Source organism: Methanothermobacter tenebrarum (assembly GCF_003264935.1).
GTDB classification, from domain to species: domain Archaea; phylum Methanobacteriota; class Methanobacteria; order Methanobacteriales; family DSM-23052; genus Methanothermobacter_A; species Methanothermobacter_A tenebrarum_A.
In genome coordinates, this window is the sequence record NZ_QLOE01000013.1 from 1 (window position 1) to 23,439 (window position 23,439).

Sequence of the window (23,439 nt, forward strand, 5' to 3'; positions counted from 1 at the left end):
TGGCCTGTTTTTGACGCTTTGTCAGCTATTATTTTTGAAGCGTTTGAAACTTCATTGTATGTTAATTGGGCTGCTGAGGCGCTGTTGACCAGCACTAGTAAAAATGCCAAGAAAACACCCAAATATAATACTCTCTTCATGATAACACCATAATGTCCCTATAAAACAAAACAAGTATATAAAGGTTACTCCGATCTACTGGACAGAAAAAATTAGGACTCAGCCCCCCTTTGATTTCTAGCAAAGCACTCTTCCTAAAGTTTCAATTGGGCCATAAGTTTTGTCCTGAAAATGTGCAGTGTTTTAACTTGTAAGCAAAAAATACTACTGTACATTGCCGCGAGGTTTATCTTCTTTTTTGTGGGAAAAGAATATTAATAATATGTTATTATATTATTTCTGTAGGGGCCCTGATAGTGTAGCGGATATCACGTAGGACTGCGGATCCTATCACCCGGGTTCAAGTCCCGGTCAGGGCATCTAAACTTTATAAAACTTTGTGTGATCTTTATGGTATCCTATTTTAACCCCGAAATTGAAACAATGGATCGTGATGATATTGATGCAATAGTGGAAGAACGCATCCGATACACTATCAAGTACGCATATGAAAACGTTCCATTCTATACCAAATGGTTCCAAAAACATAAAATAAAACCATCAGATATAAGGTCACATGAAGATCTTAGGGAATTACCAATCATAGATGGGGGAACTGTAAGGGAGAATCAACCCCCTGAAACTGAAAGGTTTGAGTTCAAGGCTACTTCATGGGAGAATATTTTCACTATACATGAAACAAGCGGTACAAGCGGACGTCCAAAATCCTTCTTTTTAACATGGGATGACTGGCAACGTTATGCAGAAAAGTATGCAAGGGCATTTGTATCCCAAGGTTTTGATGCAAAGGATAGGGTTGTTATATGCGCATCTTATGGGATGAATATTGGTGCCAACACAATGACCCTTGCAGCGCATAAGATTGGCATGACAATCATCCCAGAGGGTAAATGCACATTTCCCGTGCGCATAATAGAAAATTATAAGCCGACGAGTATAGTTGCAAGTATATTCAAGCTTTTAAGGCTTGCTAGGAGGATGGAAGATCAGGGCCTAGACCCTAGCGAATCCAGTATAGAGCGTTTAGTTGTGGGTGGTGAAAGCTTCGCTCCGGAAGCAAGGGAATACCTAGAAGAGATCTGGGATGTGGATATTTTCAACACTTATGGCAGTACTGAGGGGACAATGTGCGGCGAATGCGCAGAAAAGGATGGTCTGCATGTCCCAGAGGATCTTGTACACCTTGACGTGTATGATCCACGCCTTAAAAGTTTTGTCGAGGACGGTGAATGTGGTAGGATAGTCTTAACAACGCTCTTGCCGGTAGGAACGAAGACGGGAATTCTACTTTTAAATTATGACACCGAGGATACCACAGTGGTGATATCAAGGGGTAAATGCAAATGTGGGAGAACACATATGCGCATAATGAGTCCTGAGAGGGAAGCTGAGACGGTATGGGTGGCTGGGCACCCATTCAATAAGGTTGATGTTGAAGCGGCAGTATTCCAAAGAGAAAACATGGAATATCTCACAGGGGAATATGAGGCATTCCTATATGGTGACGAGGACGAAGGACCTGTTACCATGAAAGTATCAGTTGAATGCAAAGAAATAGAAGAATGTGATAGGGAATTTATAAAAGAAAACTTTCTCAGAAAATTTTTCAAAGAAAAAAAAGAACTTTACCACACTTATCTAGATGGCACATTTGAGATACTATTTGATTTTAAGAGTCCTGGAGAATTAGAATTTTACAAGATAAGAGGAAGACCAAAGAGGATAGTTGACAGAAGATAAATATTTTCGTGGAAAATCTTAAAATGGGAGTAGAATAAAACAAGTAGATTCTATCTCCCATTCAAGATTATAGGACTAGGCCATCTATTATTGAAACAATCTGTGTGGCATGTTGTAATGTTTTGGCGTACGGATCATATGCGTATGTTTCATATATTATGGATGGTATGCCTGCCTTTATTAAAGGTATGGTAACATATGTAGCGCTAGTTGATGTTGGTGGAGTGTAAATTGTTAACCAACTTGTTTTATCTTTTATCATGTTAGCTATTCTATTAGCTTCTGTGGAAGTATAGGGAACGAATAAGAAATTGTTCACGAAATAATTGCCCTTATTTGAGTGAACATCAATTACTAGTTTTGGTAACATCTTTTTCGCATCGGGGACTACATACTGGTTAGCTAATAATTGGCCATTGAGCCTGCCCTTCTCGTAATCAGACGCATCCTTTGTAACATTTACCCTGTAAATGTAGTAACATTTGTTAAGAGACCTATTTAAAGTTCTTATAGCCTCGATAATAGCATTGTGGGATTGTGACTCCAGAGGATGCACACCCACTATAAAAACCACCTTATCAGGAGAAGTGGAGTTTCCATAAGGGCCTTCGCGCACAACTACACCATAAGCTGTCCTGCCAATAACTACACTATTCGTAGCATTTGTTGTATTTACTAGATTTTTTGTGATTCCAATGACTGTTATAGAATTTGGCAATCTTCCATTGTTATTGTAGAAGTTTATTATCCTGCTGTAGGCGTAGATTAAGCTTTGGTAGTTTACTTTGCCAATGCTCGTTGTGGCATAGTTTGGTGATCTTTTGTTGGTTTCCATGTATTTTTTGATGTTTTGGGCTGTTTGTAGGTATGCTGTTTTTGTGAGTGTTCCTGTTGCTGTAATGGTTGGTGGGTTTGTTGGCGGTTTGTAGTTGTTGGTTGTTATTGTCTTTTTTTGGTTGGTATTTAGGTTTATTGTTGTTCTCGCCGCCGCATAAAGGTAATCGTCCATGGAAATGCTCTTATTATCTATGACAATTCCATTAGGTATTTTGCCATTAGAAGAACCATACTTTTCGATTACCTTAGAGGCTACAGAAATCTCACTATAGGAAAGATCAGTGCCATGAACACCGTTCATTAAAATGAAAAACATGATTGCAAGTAATAAAAATCTTTTCATTCTTTTACACCCCTTCCTTGGGATTACATCATGACTATCTGAAAATGTTCTATATAAAATTTTCCATTTAAATATTCATAAATCCTATTCTAGCCACATGAAAGACATCACTAATCCATACCCCTTTGTCAGGTTAATAGATATAACAAAGATTATCAAGTTTTGAGAAATATGAAAATAAACTTTACTTTCCGCAATCATTACTGGACTCCACTGGAGACCTTTAAAAAGGCCTTTGTCCTATTCATGATCAAGTCTTCCAAGCCGAAGCAGTTAAATATTTCCACACTAATGTAATAAACATAACCACAAAAGTCTTTTGAAAGGGAAGGGATTTAAATGAAAGCAGAATATTTGATCCTCGGCTTGGTAATTTTAGCCGGGCTGGCTGTTGGGTATACATTTTTCCAAATATCCGATCAAAACGGTATAAGATTCGATAAAAGTAACATAGATACAAACAAATCTGTTCCAACTGACCAGGGAGGTAGTTCAAGTCAGGGGGCAGGATCAGACCAGGGAAATAGTTCAAGTCAAGGGACAAGCTCCTCAAACCCAGACCAGGGAAGTAGTTCAAGTCAAGGGACAAGCTCCTCAAACCAAGTAAATAATCCAAATCAAAGGCATATATGTCCCACATGTGGCGGGAATGGGTACATCGACTATACCGAGGAAAATGGAGAACCATCAGTGGAAATATGCCCCACCTGTGGCGGATCGGGTTATATATAAAATGGCCTCCTTGGAGCTGATAATTGGCCTTTAACCTTCCCTAAGTTTTTTGGATTTAAGTCTCCAAAGGAAATTGAAGTTTAATCAGAATTTAATGTATCAGATTATTTTAAAGTTTAATTGTTATATCATGGATATCATCACAAGAAGAACACCAAAAGCTCTTTCAGAGAACAAAGATTACTAAACTAGGTGATGGATGATAAATGTTAAACGTGGAAACTTATGTAACCAAGGGCGATGGTACAGGTGGTAAGACCAGAGTAAAATATGAAGATTTTTATGTGGAGGAAATCCCACTTATCCAACCAAGTGGTCAAGGGCCTAACACGTGGATTTGGATGGAGAAAAAAGGTAGAACAACTTTAGACGTTTTATTAGACATTGCAAGGGAGCTAGGTTTGCCACGTTGGAGAATGGGCTTCGCAGGGATGAAAGACAAGACGGCGGTCACAAGACAATGGATATGCATAAGCAACATCGACCCAGAGGAAGTCAAAGGCTTAGATGAAAAATTACATAACGTTAAATTCCTTAAAATAACCCGACACCAGAAGAAGTTGAGAATGGGGCAATTAATCGGTAACAAATTCCGCATAAAGATAAGAGGTGTGAAGTCTTCTGCAAAAAAAGAGGCAGAGAACACGCTCAAAGAACTGTTAGAAATTGGAGTGCCCAATTATTATGGATGGCAACGCTTTGGCACCCCAAGGGCCAACACACATCTAGTAGGCAAAGCCATACTATTCGGAGACCTTAAAGGTGCTGTGGACTTATATATTGGAAGCCCCTACGAGGATGAACCAGAGGATATAAAGGAGGCAAGAAAAGCATACGATAATGGAAGGTTGGAAAAGGCATATGAAATGATGCCACCCACTATGAGATACGAGCGCATGATGCTCAAAAGACTTATAAAAGAAGAGAAAAGAAAAGGAGACCTTACTGAAGAGTCCTATGCCCGTGCAATACAGACATTACCGAAACCATTAAAAAGAATGTTCGTTCATGCATACCAATCATATCTATTTAACAAAGTTGTAAGCGAACGTGCAAAATTTGGTATCAACAAATATATAGAAGGGGATATCATAGTCGACAATCGACAACGTATCATACATAACCAGGAACCTAGAAAATTGGATGAAATGATAAAAAGGTTTGAGGCCCATCCAACAGCACCATTGTATGGTAGCAAAGTGCCGCTTGCAACAGGAAAGGTTGGTGAAATCGAAAGAAGAATACTTAAAGAGGAGGAGATAACCTTAGATCTTTTTAAATGCGAGAAGATGCCCCGTTTAGGGAGTCATGGTATGCGCAGGCCAATAAGATTTAGGGTGTGGGATACTTCAGTGCAGGCGACGGATGATGGGATAATAGTAGAGTTTTCAATACCGAAGGGATGTTATGCAACAGCGGTATTAAGGGAGATCATGAAGAAATCGATTTAGAAGATGGTAAAATGGAGATAAAATGTAGAGTTTTATCAGAGGGCAAAGCCCGTGGAAGGGCATTATTGTCAAACGAACCTTTGAGCTTCCTTGGTGGGGTTGATCCTAAAACGGGGATCATAGTCGATTCTAGACATCCACTTAAGGGTAAAAGCATCAAAGGCAAGATTCTCATCATCCCGGGAGGGAAAGGGTCAACTGTAGGATCATATGTGATCTACCAGTTAGCTAAAAACAAAAAAGCACCAGCAGCTATCATTTGCATGGAAGCAGAACCTATAATAGCTACTGGAGCCATAATTGCAGGGATACCCTTAGTTGATAAACCAGAAGAAGACGTTATGAGGATCATCAAAGAATCCATGAAAGTTGAAGTCGATGGATATGCAGGTATCATAAGGATTCTTTGATAGAAGCCCCTCTAAATAGTTTATTTTATTCAAAATTTCCTCAGCATATCCTAATTTTGTGTGAACCTACGCAACCACTTGAAAACTAAGGCTTTTCGGTTGCAATGTTAAAAAATCAACCCTTTAAAATCTACTTTCTAAGCGAAGATTTAAACTTTGAACAACTTTCCAAAACATTAAATAAGAAATGTTATCATATATTAAAGCGTATTAATTTATTGGTGGTAAGAAATTTGAAAATAAAATGGAAATTTTTTAAGAATTTACTTTTGGTTGCTGTTTTATTTTTAAGTATCGGCAGTGCATCAGCAGCCCAATGGGATGTGGGTTCTGATCAGATTTACACTAACATCCAATCAGCAATTGATAGCACCAATACCCTTGACGGTGATGTGATCAATGTACACAATGGGACCTACCTTGAGGATGTTATAGTGAATAAAAAACTCACCCTCCAAGCCAATCTTGGGGATGAAGTGGAAATAAAACCAAACAACATAGGATTCACTATAGTAAATGATAGTACTGGTGATGGCAGTGGCAGTATCATAGACGGCTTCATAATAAACAACCCCCATAATGGTATCGGAATTAATATAAGCGCAGATAACTGTATTGTCAAAAACAATGAAATTAACGGTGGTAAAACGGGGATTGTCGTTTCAGGGGGTAACATTACACTTCTTGGTAATATCATATCCGGTCAGAGCGAAAACGGTATAGTGGGCAACCTTTCCCATGGTTTCTTTAATGTTTCTGGAAATTACATAGCCAACTTGTTTGGTAAAGGAATCGTAAATGGAGTTACTATTTCTACAAATGGGAGTTTGACCGACTTCAATTTCATTGGAAACACTTTATCCAATATAAGCGCGCCCAGTGGCGCTATATTTGGACTTCAACTGGGAAAGAGTAAAGGCGCTGGTGGAAATCCAGAAGTGGCCAATGTCACCAATTTAATAATCAATGGGAACGTTATCACAGGTTTTAGCGCCCTCAGCGCCATTATGGGGATGGAATTGGTCAGTAACAGTAATAGTACCTTGATTTCCAGTAATGAAATTTCCTTTTTACAAGGGTCAACCAAAAGTTCAGTTTATTCACTCGAAGCCGCCATAGTGGGAAACGGAATGGTCACGATCTCTAAAAATAGGATATACAATATAATAGCTGAGCAGCAAGCAGTTGGGATAGTAACTCCCACTCTGGGAAATTTAAAATTAGAAGATAACCAAATTTTCAGTATCAGCAAAGCCAACGCATCTGTTGCTATGTTAGGTTTAGGCTTGTTATATAATGCAACTTTGAAAAATAACAGCATTTCAAATATTACTTCTCCTAGTATAGCTGCGGGTATTGTAGGCACGGCCATGGACCATCTAGACATGATTTATAACACAATAAATGGTGTGCATGGAGCTAATGACGTTTCAATGGTAGCTGCTGGTTTTAATACTACTGAAATTTTTGGGAACAATTTAGAAGGGCATGGTTCAGGGATAGGTATCGTAATTTGTTCAGCGAACGGAACAATAAAATACAATCGTATAGTCAACTACGACTATTATATCCAGAACTTTTTATTCTCTAACTTCGGACCCAGCATCGATGAAATGCTCAAACCTCTCGATGATGCCATCAAAAAGCATCCAGAATTGGAGCCGATCCTAAAACCCATACGAGACGATCTGAACAAGCTCTTTCATCAACTAGAAAACAGTAACACCAATGCCTACTACAACTGGTATGGTACTAATAACCCAGATAACAGTAAATTCTTCGCTGGCAATGGAACTTTAAATTACTATCCATGGCTAGTTCTGAATATTAAAGCCAACCCATCCACAATACGCGTTGGTGAAAGTTCAACTATTACTGCTAACGTTTACCATGATGCAGCAAATGGTGATCACAGTCCGGACGCTGTCTTGTTCTTCAGCGGACCCAAAGTGACATTTAACACCAACTTAGGAAATTTGGGTAGTAAATCAGTGACTGTTCCTTGGGTCAATGGTCTGGCAACCACATTTTTAAGGGCTGATGAAGGTGCAGGTATTGCTACAGTAACTGCCTCAGATTACGAAATCGTTCAAACTTCGGTAAATATTCAAGGAACTCCAAATTTTACTAACGCAACACCTACTACCGGGACTATTAGAATGGAAGACACAGGCTTGCCATTGACAGGAATGGTAATAGCTATTCTCTTAATTCTTGGGGGACTGATATCCGTACAAAAAACAATAAATTATGTGTGTGGGGGGTTTAAACCCCCATATATACAAATGTAAGATTTAACGTGAGTATTCCGCTTTCATGTCTGGGCTTCTATACCCTCCATGAAGAGTCGTGAATACGCAAGTGGCCATTTTCAAGCATGTTATATAAGGATTATTGTTCATTCATCCTCGTTCTCTTTGCTGTAATCACACTTCAGAATGGAGGGGCTTGGCAATAGTAAAAGAAGATCATCTGCGAAAAAAAAAAGCATGCAAGCATACCCATAAAAGATTTTACAGTTTAGAAGGGTAAATAATATACAGATTAAATATATGCACTAGGGTGTGTTTATGGAAAAACTAATAATAAATGGTGAAATAATAGATTTAAAAGCGAATGATCATTATAGAGGTTCAGTTTCGATAAAAGGGAATATAATAGAGTCCATTTCACATCAACGAAAAAATGAGTTTAATATTATCAATGCAGATGATTATTTCATACTCCCTGGGTTTATAGATGCGCATGTACATATCATGGAAAGGGGCTTTAAATTAGAGGATAGAATAGAAACCCCACTATCACTCTATTTCTATAATGCCATAGATAATATGCGCAGAACCCTCAATGCAGGGATAACAACGATAAGAGATGCGGGGATGGCGGATTTCGGGGTTAAACTCGCCTCCCAAAATGGTATAATACCCGCGCCTAGAATACAGATAAGTGTGACTCCACTTTCGATAACAGGTGGTCATTTCGATTTTCACATGAAATCAGGATTAGACATTGAACTCAAGTATCCTGGATTGCCTAGTGGCATATGTGATGGCCCATCAGAGGTGAGAAAAAAGACTAGAGAAGTTTTAAGGGCTGGAGCAGATGTTATAAAGATCATGGCTACTGGGGGTGTGATGAGCGTCAATGACAAACCTGATGACACCCAATTCACCAAGAAAGAGTTAAAAATCATAGTGGAGGAGGCTCATTTTAAGGGTAAAAAGACAATGGCCCATGCACACGGACTGGAAGGTATAAAAAATTGTATAAAAGCTGGTATAGATTCGATAGAACATGGAACGTACATTGACAAGAAAACAGCGGCTGAAATGCGGGATAAGGGAATTTATCTTGTGCCAACATTCTTCGTGACGGCAGAACTTGCCAGAAAAGCTAAGAAAAGTGAAATTCCAGGTTACACTAGAAAAGATGCTATAGAAATCGCGAAGGTTCATAGAGAAAATATAGAAGCCGCCTATGAAGAAGGAGTCCAATTACTCATGGGCACTGACTCAGGGGTTATAGACCATGGACAAAACCTCAAAGAACTTTCATACTTGTACGATATAGGGATGGAACCTGCTGAGATTTTGGAATCCGCCACTTTAAAGGCGGCAGAGTGTATTGGATGGGATGATAGGATAGGAAGCCTTGATAAGGGCAAACTTGCAGATATTCTCGTGGTAAAAGAGAACCCCCTTGAAAACATAAAAAGTCTTGCAGACCCTGACAACATACTCCTCGTAGTAAAAGACGGTAAAATACTCAAAAATCTTTTGGAAATATTATGAAGGTTAATATTAGGATAGGTGGGATGAGCTGCGCAGGATGCGCTCTGAGAATAGAAGAAGCACTTAGACAAATTGAGGGTGTCAGAGAGGCTAATGTAAATTTTGCAACAGCAAAAGCCACTGTAGAATACGATCCCAAGAAGATCGGAATTAAAGACATAGAAGAGGTAATAAAAGAGACTGGGTATCAGGTTTTAAATGATAAGATTCAGGTCAAAGTAGGAGGCATGACTTGTGCAATGTGCGCCAAGGCAATAGAATCAGGATTAGAACAACTAGAGGGTATAATAGACGCCACAGTAAACCTAGGAGCTGAAACAGCATACATAGAATATAATAAGGACCTAATATCCACAGAAGATATCAAAAGGGTCATAGAGGGACTTGGATACCAATTTCTTGGCACTGGCGGGGAACTAGTTGATGAAAAGATTTTAGAGGATCTTAAATCCAAAAAGAAAAGGATAATAGTAGGTTTGGGGGTTTCGATTCCCCTCATGGCCATAATGTATCTCAAGATACAATTTCCTTCTATGAATTATATCATGCTCCTAGTATCGATTTTGCCATTTTTATATGTAAGTTATCCCATATTTGATGCCGCGATACGTTCACTCCAGGCTAAAACACTTAACATGGATGTCATGTATTCCATGGGTATTGGAGTCGCATTCATCTCCAGCTTACTAGGCACATTTAACATACTATCCCAGAATTTCGTATTCTATGAAACAGCTTTAATGTTAGCAGCCTTCTTAACACTCGGAAGATACCTCGAGGCAAAAGCCAAGGGTAAAACATCAGAAGCTATCAAAAAATTGTTAGAACTCCAACCAGAAACCGCAACTTTACTCAAAGATGATAAAGAAATAGAAGTGCCAGTGGAAACCCTAAAAGAGAATGATATAATAATCGTGAAAACTGGGGATAGAATACCAGTAGATGGTATTATAATTGAAGGACAAGCGCACATTGACGAATCAATGGTAACAGGAGAACCCATCCCAGTGTTTAAATATAAGGGAAAAAATGTAGTGGCGGGCACTATTAATACTGATGGTATCATAAAAATCCGAACAACCCACACAGGAAAGGAAACATTCCTGGCAAAGATTATAAGATTGGTAGAGGAGGCTCAAGGATCTAAACCGCCCTTACAGAGGATAGCTGACAAGGCTGTTTCATATTTTATACCCACGGTTCTAATAATAGCATTCACGGCTTTCACATTCTGGTACCTTAAGGGCATGGGACTACTATTCTCTTTAACTGTCCTTATATCAACATTGGTAGTGGCATGTCCATGCGCCCTCGGACTCGCAACACCAACAGCAGTTACCGTGGGCATAGGCCGAGGCGCAGAACTCGGTATTCTCATCAAAAAAGGCGAAATACTAGAAGCTTCTGAAAAAATAAACAAAGTCCTCTTTGACAAAACAGGGACGCTCACCGAAGGCAAACCATACATCACAGATATAATACCACTCAAAGGAGATGAAAAGGATATCATACAATTGGCTGCTAGTATCGAAGCCAATTCAAGACATCCAATAGCCAAGGCAATAGTTTCAAAGGCGAAAAACATACCCCTCCTCAAAGTTCATGAACTTAAGCCAATCCCTGGGAAGGGCCTAATAGGATCTACCAACTCCCAAAAGATACTAGTAGGTAATATAAGTTTGTTCAAGGATAACAAAATACCCCTAGACGATATTGGGGATATAATATCAAAATTACAAGAAGAAGGTAAAACCATAGTATTAGTTGGCAAGGACCAAGAGCTCCTGGGAATCATCGCAGTTTCGGATAAAATAAAAGAAACTTCTCCAAAAGCCATAAAAGCCATTGAAAAAATGGGCTTAGAAACTGCTATGGTGACTGGAGATAATCCTATAACAGCAAAAGCCGTGGCAGAGAAATTAGGAATAGCTAGAGTACTCTCACAGGTTCTACCAGAAGATAAGGTTAATATAGTTTCCAAGATGCGCGAGAATGGTACTGTAGCATTTGTTGGCGACGGTATAAATGATGCTCCAGCTCTTGCAGCCGCTGATGTTGGAATCGCCATTGGAAGCGGCACAGATGTTGCGATAGAAGCAGCAGATATCGTATTGGTAAAGGATGATCCAATCGATGTCCCTGCAGCCATCCAATTAGCCCGGAAAGTCGTTTCACGCGTCAAATGGAACATCTTCTGGGCATTTGCATATAATATGATCCTCATACCAGTAGCCGCTGGCATCCTTTATCCAACATTCAAATTAACATTCAGACCCGAATTCGCAGGTCTTGCAATGGCACTAAGTTCAGTCACAGTTGTATCATTATCGTTACTTCTGCGATCATACACCCCACCAGCTAAAAAAATGGAGAAATAACACTCCCACTACCATATGTGGTCCTAGAACCATTCTCTTGATTTTTTGAGCACGTTTTCAACTATTTTAATGGCGGATCCTATGTATGTATGAGGGTTCATGATATTTTTGAGTTCCTCCCGGTTTAAATATTCCATTATTTCACTTTTTTCTCCTGCAACTTTTATAAGGGGTACTCTTTCCTGGCTGGCCTTTATTGCACATTCTCTCACGATCTTGTATGCTGTTTGCCTTCCCATACCCCTCTTGGCCAATTCCGCCATTAATCTTTCTGCCATTATGAGACCATTTGTAAGTTTAAGGTTCTTTTCTATATTTTCATCAAAGAACACGAGGTTCTCTATTAGGTTTATAGTTAAATGTAGGATATAATCTGTTAATATGCATGCTTCTGGGAATATTATGCGTTCTGGGGATGAGTTGGTGAGGTCCCTTTCATGCCAAAGGAGATTATTTTCAAGTGCAGTTATCACATGTGAACGTATAACCCTGGCCAAGCCACATATGCGCTCTGCAGTTATCGGGTTCATCTTATGGGGCATTGTACTACTGCCAACTTGCTTTTCAGGGTCAAATTTCTCACAAACTTCCATGATCTCTGTCCTCTGAAGGTTACGGATTTCTAGGGCTATCTTGTCGAGGGTTGTTGCAATATTAGCTAATACCATGATGAATTCGGCGTGGTTATCCCTTTGGATGACTTGATTCGATATTAGAGCGGGTTCCAAGCCGAGTAATTTGGAAACTTTCAAGTGCACTTTCAAGCCGTCTTCGCCCAAGGCTGCCGTGGTGCCCACCGCCCCGGTCACCATACCTACACATAATCGTCTTTCGGCCGATTTTAACCTCTCAAGGTTTCTGTGCATTTCATCGGCCCAGAGGGCGAATTTCATACCATAAGTTGTGGGTAGTGCATGTTGGCCATGGGTTCGGCCAATGCAAACCCTTTTTTTGTTTTCATCAGCCAATTTTAGAAGGATTTTTATTAATCTGATGATCTTGTCTTTTAAGATTTTTATGGATTCTTTAAAGAGTAGGGAATTTGTTGTGTCTATTATATCGTTTGATGTGGCCCCGAAGTGGATGTATTCTCCTGCATCGCCTTCACATTGTTCTGCTAGTGCTTTTATTAGGGCTGCAATGTCATGTTTTGTCTCTTTCTCGATTTGTTTCACTCTTTCAAGTTTCACGAACTTTGTTTTGGCTTTTCTTTTTATCTCTTCCGCTGCATACTCTGGTATGATTCCTAAGTTGGCTTCTGCCTCGGCTATAGCCGCTTCCACATCTAGCATTTTTTGTAGTTTGTTTTCAGCGTCCCACACCTTTTTCATTTCAGGCGTGCCGTATCTGAATTCGATGGGGTGGATTGCCATCACATCACCAGAGAGGTTTAACCTGAGAACCTGAGTAGTAGGCAGAATACGGCTAGTATTATACTCATTGCAACTACTTGTTCTGGTGTGAGTTTAGGACCCTTTGTCTCTTCCTCAAAGTATCTTACAAGCCCAGCACCACTGGGTGGAAGCGTTTTTTTATCCTTTTTAGCCATTTACTCATCACCCCACTAATCTCTTTTGTAGAAATTTTATATCATCCATAGTATAATATATTATTTAATCGGGATCAAAATCATTTTTTTAAGGTTATGATTATGATGGAATATTTTAATGAATTAGAAAAGGAGACAAATAAGCTTTATGATATAGCCCGTAAGGCCAGGGCTAAGGGTTTAGACGCCTCAATAGAACCTGAAATACCCCTTGCAAAGGACCTTGCAGAGAGGGTTGAAGGACTAGTAGGCCCTGAGGGCATTGCTCAGAGGATCAAATCTTTAGAAAAAGAACATAGTAGAGAGGAGATAGCATTTAAGATAGCTGCTGAGATAGCATCCCAGCGTATAGATGAAACAGATGAGGACAGATTATGGTCCAAGAGACAAGAACTTGCGGATCAGGCCTTGAGAACAGCCCTTGCAATATTAACAGAAGGCGTGGTGGCAGCACCCCTCGAAGGAATCGCTAAAGTAACTATCAAAAACAATTTCGATGAGTCAAATTACCTAGCAGTATACTTTGCAGGGCCTATAAGGAGCGCTGGGGGGACAGCATCGGCATTAGCAGTTCTAATAGCAGATTATATAAGGATAAAGATAGGATTGGATCGTTACAAGCCCACCGACAGGGAAATAGAACGTTATGTTGAAGAAGTTGAATTATACGAATCAGAAGTGACAAACCTACAATATTCACCAACCCCTGATGAAGTAAGACTTGCTGCCGAGAATATCCCAATAGAAGTTACAGGAGAGCCAACAGACAAAATAGAAGTCTCACACAGGGATCTTAAACGTGTAGAAACCAATCACATCCGTGGAGGAGCCCTCCTTGCAATGGTTGAAGGAGTCATACAAAAGGCCCCCAAGGTACTTAAATACGCCAAACAACTAAAACTCGAAGGATGGGAATGGTTGGAAAAATTCTCAAAAACACTAAAATCCGATAAAAAAGATGAAATCACCATAAAAGCCGACAGCAAATACATAGAGGATATAATCGGTGGAAGACCAGTCCTAGGATGTCCATCAGAAAAAGGGGCCTTCAGATTAAGATATGGCCGTTCAAGAAACACAGGATTAGCCGCTATGGGAGTGAACCCAGCCACGATGGAACTTTTAGAATTCCTAGCAATAGGGACACAAATGAAAATTGAAAGACCAGGAAAAGGCAACTGCGTCGTACCAGTGGACACAATCGAAGGACCAATAGTCAAACTCAAAAACGGGGACGTAATCAAAATCGAAACAATCGAAGAAGCCAAAAAAGTCAAACCAGAAGTGGAAGAAATACTATTCTTAGGCGACATGCTAGTAGCCTTTGGAGAATTTTTAAGGAACAACCATGTATTAATGCCCGCAGCATGGTGTGAAGAATGGTGGGTCCAATCAATCCTCAATTCAAAAAAATATAATGCCAAAGAAGACCCATTAAACCTTAAAAAATTCAAGGGGCGCTGGAATAAGATAAAAGTAGGTGCAAAGGAAGCATTCGAAATCTCCCTAGAATATGATGTGCCATTACATCCGCGCTACACCTACTTCTATCATGATGTCACAACAGAGGATCTCAGAAACCTCCAGGAGTGGCTAAAACGCGGAAAAAAAGAAGAAGGTAAATTAAAATTGCCCTTAGCGCCCCCAAAGAGAATACTGGAAATACTAGGAGTTCCACATAAACTTAGAAAAGACAAAGTTATAATAGGAGCCGATGACGCATACGCCCTCCTAAACACCCTAAAAGAGCCCATGGAAGACATAAAAGACCCTATCAAAGCAATAAACAATGCATCCCCTGTTAAAATCATGAAAAAAGCCCCTACTTATATCGGAGCCCGCGTCGGAAGGCCCGAGAAAAGCAAAGAAAGGAAAATGCGCCCAGCACCCCACGTATTATTCCCAATAGGTAAACATGGCGGCAGCCGACGTAACATCATCGACGCAGCTAAAAAAGGAAACATTAGAGTAGAAATAGGCAGAGCAAAATGCCCCAAATGCAAAATAAGCTTCATGCAATCAAAGTGTCCACAATGTGGTGAAAAAACAGAAATGGGCAAACCAACCAAAAGATCCATAAACCTCATGCAACTTTTAAAGAAAGCCACCGAAACCATGGGAATCCGCAAACTCGAAGAAATAAAAGGAGTCGAAGGGATGATATCCCGCGACAAATTTCCAGAACCACTAGAAAAGGGCGTTCTAAGAGCTAAAAACGAGGTCTTCACCTTCAAAGATGCTACAATAAGACACGATTCCACAGACCTCCCACTCACCCACTTCAAACCCTCAGAGATTGGCGTAACCATAGAAAAATTAAAAGAATTAGGATACAAGACAGACTTCCAAGGCAAAAGTTTACAAGATGAGGACCAAATAGTGGAATTAAAAGTCCAAGACGTAGTAATATCAAAAGAATGCGCGGATTACCTCATGAAAGTCGCATCATTCGTCGACGACCTCCTAGAAAGATTCTACGGCCTTGAAAGGTTTTATAATGTCAAAAAACGGGAAGATCTAATCGGCCATTTAATAATCGGATTGGCACCCCACACCTCTGCAGGAGTCCTAGGGAGGATAATAGGATTCACTGAAGCATCAGCATGTTATGCACACCCCTACTTCCACTCAGCTAAAAGAAGGAACTGCGACAGCGACGAAGACGCCATAATACTATTATTAGATGCTCTTCTCAATTTCTCTAAAACATACCTCCCGAGTAGTAGAGGGGGGAGCATGGACGCGCCACTCGTCCTATCATCAAGGATAGACCCCGAAGAAATCGACGACGAATCACACAACATCGATACAATGGATTCATTACCACTCGCATTCTATGAGAAAACATTAGAATATGCCAAACCCTCAAAGGTTACAAACCTAATTGATAATGTTAAAAAACGTCTCGGCACACCAAAACAATACGAGGGATTAATGTTTTCCCATGACACATCAAACATTAATTCAGGACCTAGAACTTGTCTATATAAGATGTTACCCACAATGAAAGAAAAGGTTGATTCTCAGATCGAACTTGCGGAAAAGATAAGGGCCGTGGATCAGCGGAGGGTAGTGGAGGGCGTTCTACTCTCACATTTTCTACCAGATATGATGGGGAACATTCGGGCATTCACAAAACAGAAGGTACGATGTACAAGATGCAACCGGAAATATAGGCGAATACCACTCACAGGAAAATGCAAATGTGGTGGAAACCTTGTACTAACAGTGTCAAAGGGGTCAGTTATAAAATATTTGGAAATATCAAAGGAACTAGCTGGAAAATATCCCATAGACCCCTATCTCATGCAGAGAATTAACATACTGGAATTTGGTGTGAACTCCCTATTTGAGAGTGACAGATCCAAACAAAGTTCACTGGACATATTCTTGTGATATTATCAGTTATAGGGGGGTTCTTATGAGGGGATACATTCATATCGTTAAATTTTTTCAATTTTTACTTGGTGAGTAGGGTGCATTTTCGTTATATCAGGGTTAAACGAAATAAGTTAAAATCAGACCAAAATGGGATTGAAATTGATTACAGCGGGTCAAGCGATCTGGAATTTTGTCACGTTAAAATCAGACCAAAATGGGATTGAAATTACTCATATAATTCTCTTAGATGTGAATCAGTCTCTGTTAAAATCAGGCCAAAATGGGATTGAAATGGATTTAAATATTTCTATTTTATTTCAATCTGCGACAAGCTAAGAAGTCTACTGCATATTTTTTTCAATTCTGTTAACTTGCCAAAGCGACACAATATCGTTCAAATTTTGATACGCAATCACAAAATGCTCTTTCCGCTTTCACTATTTAATCTTGGATACATTGCATGACAAAAAAGCTTTATGACGGTTAAATAATTACAAAACCTTATGAATCATCGAATATCTATAACATTAGCGATTGGAACACTTTTAACTCCCAAAGGGTGTCTACCATATGTATAGCTGAAATGTATAATTGTTATAGTTTTTTGTGGCAGAGTTTATGTTATCTGCTTCTGACATGTCAGCATTTGAGGCTATCGTAATTGACTCGAGGCCATTGTATACTATTAGATTATATTTTATTCCTGGAAATTTTGAATTTAAAAATTCATTCGCTATCATATTAGCTTCTTTTATAGCTTCTTCACGGTTTTGGTAGGAGCTGAGTTCGTGGCTGATCATCTCAAGGATTGTGCCGTTTCCTGTTTCATAATTTGCCATGAGTTCCATTATATCCACAGCATTATAGTTTTCATTCCTATACTCTGATGGGAGATAATGTTCTAATGTTAAAAAATGTGTTAGGGATGCTGTCACTATTAAGAGTATGGTAAGTGCAAGTATTGCATCTAATGTGTATATGAAACCTTTATCTTCCACCTCGTATGGCCTCCACCACTTTTCTCTTTTTTTCTATGGCCTTGGATGTTGCCTCTTCTACTCTTTTTTTCATTTTGTCAAAGTCTTCTGGTGTTGCTTCCCCCACTACTTTTTTTATCTTAGTATATGCCGCTTCTCTGAATGCGGGTTCTAGTTTGGTTTCTCCATCTTCACCGATGAGAATGGGCTTTCCAGTATCTGTTACCTTGCCTATTTCATTTATTTTGACATTAACGCTCTCTATTATGTCTTTGATGGTGTCTGAGATGCTTTCGGGCGCTATTATCATGAGTGAATCTATTGAGACCCCTAGGGGGTCTATTTCAAGTTTTTTGAGCATTTTAAGGACCTTGGGGTTTATCATGGCCATGATTTTATCCTCATAAAATTCTAGTCCCACTCCAGTGGTTGATGAAATCTCATGGGCGTCTCCTCGCAGTCCTCCGTTGGTTACGTCTGTCATGGCGTGGATTTCTCCTAGTATGTTGGCTTCCATGAGGGCTTCTGAGGCTTTTATGAAATTTATATCCATTGTCTCCCATACTACGTCGAATAGTCCATGATAGATTGCAGTAGTTGTTATGGTACCTCCACCTGACCCTTCTGTTAGTAGTATAATGTCTCCTGGCTCTGCTCTTTTTCTGGCGGTTGGGGGGTGCTCTGATACTCCTATGGCCCCCACTGCACTTACTAGTCGGTCGCCTAGTACCATGTCTCCTCCAACGCGTAGTGTGCTCCCGGCGACGATTGGGACATTTACTAGTTCTGAGACAGCTGCAACACCTGCTGTGAAATCTAATAGTTTGCCCACGTCACCGTCATCTGCGAGGTGTAGGTCGCTTAGGATGGCGAGTGGTCGGGAGCCCATGACGCAGACATCTCTTAGGGCGGCTCTTGTAACATGGAATCCGCCGAGGAATGGGTATTCGCTGAGGCGTGAATGTATGCCATCAATTGCGGTTGTGATATAGATTGTGTCCTTTTTTGTGGGTGTTTTCACAACTCCACCGTCGTCTTGGGCTGTGGGTGTTATATATGCTTTTGTGTTTGTGCTGGCGACTATGTCTGCTATTTTCCGGTGGACGAAAAAGTCACCCGCACCCCTGGAACCTACGCCCATTTCACCCATGGTTATTTCTGTTTTGGGGAATTCTATAATCTCTTTGAGGAGTTTGTCTTCTTCTTTTTCTATTTTGAGGGTGTGGTTAACTTCTTCTATAACAGCTTCTGCCAATTTTAAGGCCGTTCTTTTGTCAACGTCTTTGAATTCTAATATGCGTTCTGCTAGGATGTTCTTTAATCCTTTCTGGTTTATGTTGCGTCTTACAAATCCTTCTATGTCCATTATAATCACTATTTTGAGAGTTTGACGAAATTTTTAAGTATTTTCAAGCCGGCTTTCCCGCTTTTTTCTGGGTGGAATTGTGTGGCGAATATGTTGTCTTTCCATAAAACTGCGGCCATTTTTATGTGGTAGTTTGTTGTGGCTGCTATAACCTTTTTTTCTTTTGGTTTGGCATGGTATGAGTGTACGAAGTAGAAGTATTCGTCTTCTAGGCCTTCTAGGATTGGGCAGTTCTTTTTTATGTTTAGTTGGTTCCAGCCCATGTGGGGTACTTTTCCAAGGGGTGGTATCCTGGTGACTTCTCCTGGTATTATGTTTAGCCCTTGGATGTTGGGACTTTCCTCACTTTTTGTAAGGAGGAGTTGTAGTCCTAGGCAGATGCCCAAGAAGGGTTTATCATCTTCTATGTGCCTGATTATGGCTTCTTTGTAATTTTTGAGGTTTTTCATGGCTTTGCCGAAGGCCCCTACCCCCGGGAGTATTATTGTTTCTGCCTTTTTTATTTGTTTTTTATCTTTTGTGATTTTTACTTGGCATCCTACTTTTTTTAGGGCGTTTTTTATGCTTCTTAGGTTTCCGCTGCCATAGTCTATTATTGTTATCATTGTGCATTACCATCTGTCGTAGAAGTCTTTTATTCTTATGGTGTCTTCTGGGTGGGGTGTTGAAACTTCTTGTAGTAGGGTGTTTTCCATTGCTACTATGGAGTGTGGTGTTTTTGGTTTGATTCGTATGATGTCGTTTTTGCTGAAGTACTTTTTTTTGTCTTCGAATTCGATGTATCCTGAGCCTTTTATTATGTACATTGTTTCATCCTTTTTTTCATGGTAATGGAATGATGTTCTGTAATCTTCTTTTATGAATAGTTCTTTTGTAAGGTATTTGTCTGTGTTTATGAGGATTTTTTCGTAACCCCATGGTTTGTCTTCTCTGTTTTTGTATTCTTTTCTTATCTCCTCGAGTTCCTTTGAGGTGTCGATGGCCATCCAGAATAGTCCGTCTTCTTTGTAGAAGCCGAGTTTGTTCTCTTTGGCCATCATTGGGAATATTGTCTTTTCTATGTCCCCTGTTTCGAAGTCTCCAAAATCTAGAGGTTCTTTGGCGAAGTATACGCCCGCGTTTATGTAATAGTTTAGTAGTGGTTTTTCTTTGAAATCAATTATTTTATCCCCGCTTATTTCTACTATACCATAGGGGGACTGCATTTTTGTTATGAATATTGTCAGTGGATAATTGGATTTTTCGCCGAGGTGGATCATCTTTTTCAGGTTTAAGTCTGCGACTACATCACCATTTCTTATCACGCATTGTTTGTCATCGTCTATTGCTTCCATGCCTAATCTTATGGCGTTTAATGTCCCTAGGGGTTCGTCTTCTTTCACATATTCTATCTTCAAGCCCTTGTATTCGTTACCGTAGCGTTCTTCGATCTTTTCACTAAGGAAACCTGTTAAAAGGTATACTTTGTTTATATTAGCACTTTTAAAATCGAATAATTGTTTGTCGAGTATGGTGTAACCCTTTTTTATTTCTATGAGAGGCTTTGGTATTTTGTCTGTGAGGGGCTTTAGGCGTTTGCCGAATCCCCCGCAGAGTATCATGCCAACGGTTTTAGCCATTATGGATCACCTCTATATTCTTTCTTATACTTTCACCAAAATCTGATGGGACTATACTATCCACACCGAGGGTTTTGGCATGTGCGTCAAGTTCCGCGACAACATAATCATATCCTAGTTCTTTTAAAGGTTTGACAAGTCTTGGCCCGTCAGTCACTGCCACTGATCTGATATTTAGTCTTTCAATGGGGACTGCGTGGGGGACGCCACTTATAATAGCAAATTCGACTTCTTCTTCTTGGAGGATTTTACCTACTCTTTCCCCTGTGATGGGATATTCGTCTAGTCCACCTGTGAGATAATCGATTTTGATCCCATTTCTTTCGAGTTCGGATTTTATATTCTTTGCGTGTTTTCTTATCCTTGGAAGCCCGATATCATCTCGGAGATTAGCTATTATTAGGGTTTTGGGGTTTAATTGGGGTAGTTTCAGAATGTCTGCGAAAAGGTAGGCTGTCTCTTTTTTTGCATTTAATACCATGGCAACCTTTTCATTATCTTTTAAACTTTCTAAGAATTTGAGGGCGACTTTATCCTTGTCATCACCATGAGATGGTTTTATATACTCTCCTTGTGCCATTCCACGGGTTTTTTCTATCTCAGTGGCCTTTTTAAGCATTTTTATCTGTCTTTCAGCCTCCTTCCAGGTTATCAGACCTGATTTGGCGGCCTCTTCTAATACGATTATAGCCCCTTCTGTGTTGTCTCCTTCACCAAAGCCTCCATGCGATTCTACTGTAAGCACCTTCGCGGATATGTTAGCCTTCTGAACAGCCTCTTTAAGGTCTTCGCCTATTATCATGCTCGCACAAGTCCCCACTACCCCTACAAGTTTGGGAGAGAACATTTTCTCTACTTTTTTCAGAGTCTTTTCCAGTTTCTCATGCGCTCCGAATATGAAATCATTTTCAGACATTGCCGTGGTTAAAACCCTAACACCATCATTTTCAAGAAGTCTGGCAGTTCTGAAGCAACATCCTGTGGGCCCATGTATGATTATCACATCAACGTCAAGATCCCTTAGGGTGTAAAGTGCTGCTGCTATTGGACTAGGCCTTGGATGCAATCATTTCCACCTCTCATTATAATTTTGTTATCTGTGTCCTTGAGGACAAATTTTTTATCCTTTTTAAGATTTGTAAATATTATAGAGTATGAAAATAAAAAATCTTACTCTATCAACTTTTCTTGGAAGGCCTAATCGTTTCACGGTATTAGTTGATAGGGGTGGTTATAAATTTAGGGCCCATCTGAGAGATCCTGGGAGATTGGAAGATCTTCTGAGACCTGGGAGTAAGTTACTTTTAAGGTATATGCCGGTTAGGGGGGATCGTAAGACGCGTTTTGATGTTATAGCCGTTTTTAAGAATGGTGAATGGGTTCTTATAAATTCTGGTTTACATAATGATATAGCCAAGGAGATTATTGAATCCCAGCTTATCAAAGAATTAGAAGGTTATAAGATAATTAAAAGAGAATATAGGTTCGGTGAAAGCAGATTAGATTTCCTTTTAGGTCGTGATAGTGAAAAAATGCTCCTCGAGGTTAAAGGTTGCACGCTTTTAAAAGGTGATCGGGCATTATTCCCAGATGCTCCCACCAGTCGGGGTAAACGCCATCTTGAAGAACTGATGAAAGCAACAGAATTAGGATTTAAAAGCTCTATACTATTCCTAATATTCAGGAAAAAGGCTAGGATATTTTCCCCAAACGATACTATAGACCCAAAATTCGCTGAAACCCTTAAAGAGGCTGTTAAGAAGGGTGTTATAATCCTCCCAGTCACTTTAAGAACTAGATTAAACAAAAATTTTATAATAGAACCTGAAAAAAGGATAAAAGCAATCCTATAAACCTTTAAAGAAAAATTAAATATTGAATGGGAGGTTATACGGTTGCGTGGCCTAATAAACTCCCATCTTTCTCAAATCTCGGGGTGTTCTCTTGGCATTAATCCACTAAGAATTTATGTCACCTTTGCAAGCCATGCTATCATCTTAACAACCATCTGGGGGATTCTGGGAGTTAATTCTGGATGAGGTCCGCATAATATAACCCTACCAGAACCATAAGTATCTGCTACAGCAGCAATATACCCCTCGTATCCTGTTTTACTATCAGCATAGGTGGCGAGGCTGGTTGCTGCCCCTACCGCATACATTGCAGCTCCATTGCAATGACAAATTGTCTGGGTTCCGCTGAGACCTAAAATACTCGCCCCAGCAGACGTGATGGAAATATTCAGATTACCCTCATATTCTACAGCCTTACATCGTACATCTGCAAGTCCCCAACCGCCATAGTATCCGTCAACTGCTATTGAAGCTGCATATGCACCTGCACATATTCCAAGGTATCCCCCACCATTACTTACGAACGACTTGATCGCCGAAGCGCTGATATTCGGGTTCCTCAGATAACTTAAGCCAGAAGTACCACCAGGCATCACTAGAACGTCATAGGATGCAAGGACATTTGAATTTATAACAGTACTCGTAGCATAGGTGAACTTCACTGAATTGAGTTTAACAGCATCTAGACAATATTTTATACCATTCACGCAATTTGTTGAAGCGTCATAGCCACTGTAAATTAACACCCTAACTTCCTTTATACTGTTCGGGTCCCTTGCAATGCCAACATTTTTTATTGTCACATAATTTGGTAGTCTTCCGTTGGTGTTGTAGAAGTTTATTATCCTGCTGTAGGCGTAGATTAGGCTTTGGTAGTTTATTTTGCCAATGC

18 protein-coding genes and 1 tRNA gene are annotated in these 23,439 nt (G+C 39.9%); 10 read left to right on the forward strand and 9 right to left on the reverse strand.

What is annotated here, in order from left to right; all coding sequences use genetic code 11:
• The first annotated feature begins 407 nt into the window (after positions 1–407).
• Positions 408–479: transfer RNA gene (locus tag DPC56_RS07715), tRNA-Arg, on the forward strand.
• A gap of 31 nt (positions 480–510) precedes the next feature.
• The gene (gene ftsA / locus DPC56_RS07720) at positions 511–1,860 is read left to right on the forward strand and encodes a coenzyme F390 synthetase (protein ID WP_112094501.1); all 1,350 of its coding nucleotides are present in this window, start codon (positions 511–513) and stop codon (positions 1,858–1,860) included.
• Between the two features lie 67 nt (positions 1,861–1,927).
• Here the strand turns inward: ftsA and DPC56_RS07725 are convergent, their stop codons facing one another.
• A complete protein-coding gene (locus DPC56_RS07725) occupies positions 1,928–3,040 on the reverse strand; it encodes a pseudomurein-binding repeat-containing protein (protein ID WP_112094502.1) in 1,113 nt (370 codons plus the stop codon).
• 339 nt (positions 3,041–3,379) lie between these two features.
• Between DPC56_RS07725 and DPC56_RS07730 the strand changes: the two genes are divergently transcribed.
• From DPC56_RS07730 to DPC56_RS07755, 6 genes are all read left to right on the forward strand, one after another.
• On the forward strand, positions 3,380–3,772 hold the full coding sequence (locus tag DPC56_RS07730; protein WP_112094503.1) for a hypothetical protein: 393 nt from the start codon (positions 3,380–3,382) through the stop codon (positions 3,770–3,772).
• 206 nt (positions 3,773–3,978) lie between these two features.
• Positions 3,979–5,223, forward strand: a complete 1,245-nt coding sequence (truD, locus tag DPC56_RS07735) for a tRNA pseudouridine(13) synthase TruD (protein ID WP_112094504.1) — start codon at positions 3,979–3,981, stop codon at positions 5,221–5,223.
• Between the two features lie 11 nt (positions 5,224–5,234).
• Positions 5,235–5,633, forward strand: coding sequence for a DUF126 domain-containing protein (locus DPC56_RS07740; protein WP_112094516.1), 399 nt, complete (start codon positions 5,235–5,237; stop codon positions 5,631–5,633).
• Positions 5,634–5,902: 269 nt separating this feature from the next.
• Positions 5,903–7,924, forward strand: a complete 2,022-nt coding sequence (locus DPC56_RS07745; protein ID WP_245923983.1) for a right-handed parallel beta-helix repeat-containing protein — start codon at positions 5,903–5,905, stop codon at positions 7,922–7,924.
• 279 nt (positions 7,925–8,203) lie between these two features.
• Positions 8,204–9,424 carry a metal-dependent hydrolase family protein gene (locus tag DPC56_RS07750; RefSeq protein ID WP_112094505.1) on the forward strand — a complete coding sequence of 407 codons (1,221 nt, stop codon included), beginning with the start codon at positions 8,204–8,206 and terminating at the stop codon, positions 9,422–9,424.
• Entirely contained in the window at positions 9,421–11,802 is a 2,382-nt protein-coding gene (locus tag DPC56_RS07755; protein WP_112094506.1) for a heavy metal translocating P-type ATPase, read from the forward strand. The genes DPC56_RS07750 and DPC56_RS07755 overlap by 4 nt, the downstream gene beginning before the upstream one ends.
• A 23-nt stretch (positions 11,803–11,825) precedes the next feature.
• Here the strand turns inward: DPC56_RS07755 and purB are convergent, their stop codons facing one another.
• Complete coding sequence (gene purB, locus DPC56_RS07760; protein ID WP_112094507.1) at positions 11,826–13,175, reverse strand: adenylosuccinate lyase; 1,350 nt, start codon at positions 13,173–13,175, stop codon at positions 11,826–11,828.
• A 17-nt stretch (positions 13,176–13,192) separates the two neighbouring features.
• Positions 13,193–13,351 carry a preprotein translocase subunit Sec61beta gene (locus tag DPC56_RS07765; protein ID WP_112094508.1) on the reverse strand — a complete coding sequence of 53 codons (159 nt, stop codon included), beginning with the start codon at positions 13,349–13,351 and terminating at the stop codon, positions 13,193–13,195.
• A gap of 105 nt (positions 13,352–13,456) precedes the next feature.
• Here DPC56_RS07765 and polC point away from each other — a divergent pair, with 105 nt between their 5' ends.
• A complete protein-coding gene (gene polC / locus DPC56_RS07770; protein ID WP_112094518.1) occupies positions 13,457–16,747 on the forward strand; it encodes a DNA polymerase II large subunit in 3,291 nt (1,096 codons plus the stop codon).
• A gap of 548 nt (positions 16,748–17,295) precedes the next feature.
• Here polC and DPC56_RS07775 read toward each other — a convergent pair.
• The 5 genes from DPC56_RS07775 to cfbD are packed head-to-tail and all read right to left on the reverse strand — an operon-like array spanning position 17,296 to position 21,760.
• Positions 17,296–17,730: a hypothetical protein gene (locus tag DPC56_RS07775; protein WP_112094509.1), complete on the reverse strand. Its 435-nt coding sequence runs from the start codon at positions 17,728–17,730 to the stop codon at positions 17,296–17,298.
• Positions 17,720–19,075 carry an AIR synthase-related protein gene (locus tag DPC56_RS07780; protein WP_112094510.1) on the reverse strand — a complete coding sequence of 452 codons (1,356 nt, stop codon included), beginning with the start codon at positions 19,073–19,075 and terminating at the stop codon, positions 17,720–17,722. The genes DPC56_RS07775 and DPC56_RS07780 overlap by 11 nt, the downstream gene beginning before the upstream one ends.
• Positions 19,076–19,083: 8 nt before the next feature.
• Positions 19,084–19,680, reverse strand: coding sequence for an imidazole glycerol phosphate synthase subunit HisH (gene hisH, locus DPC56_RS07785; protein ID WP_112094511.1), 597 nt, complete (start codon positions 19,678–19,680; stop codon positions 19,084–19,086).
• A 6-nt stretch (positions 19,681–19,686) separates the two neighbouring features.
• Complete coding sequence (locus tag DPC56_RS07790; RefSeq protein WP_112094512.1) at positions 19,687–20,694, reverse strand: sugar phosphate nucleotidyltransferase; 1,008 nt, start codon at positions 20,692–20,694, stop codon at positions 19,687–19,689.
• Positions 20,687–21,760 carry a Ni-sirohydrochlorin a,c-diamide reductive cyclase catalytic subunit gene (gene cfbD / locus DPC56_RS07795; protein ID WP_112094513.1) on the reverse strand — a complete coding sequence of 358 codons (1,074 nt, stop codon included), beginning with the start codon at positions 21,758–21,760 and terminating at the stop codon, positions 20,687–20,689. The genes DPC56_RS07790 and cfbD overlap by 8 nt, the downstream gene beginning before the upstream one ends.
• Before the next feature lie 88 nt (positions 21,761–21,848).
• On the opposite strand from cfbD, the gene sfsA reads away from it, so the two are divergent.
• Entirely contained in the window at positions 21,849–22,547 is a 699-nt protein-coding gene (gene sfsA, locus DPC56_RS07800; RefSeq protein ID WP_112094514.1) for a DNA/RNA nuclease SfsA, read from the forward strand.
• A gap of 113 nt (positions 22,548–22,660) precedes the next feature.
• Here the strand turns inward: sfsA and DPC56_RS07805 are convergent.
• A partial coding sequence (locus tag DPC56_RS07805; protein ID WP_181454428.1) for a BPL-N domain-containing protein occupies positions 22,661–23,439 on the reverse strand: 779 nt, incomplete at its 5' end.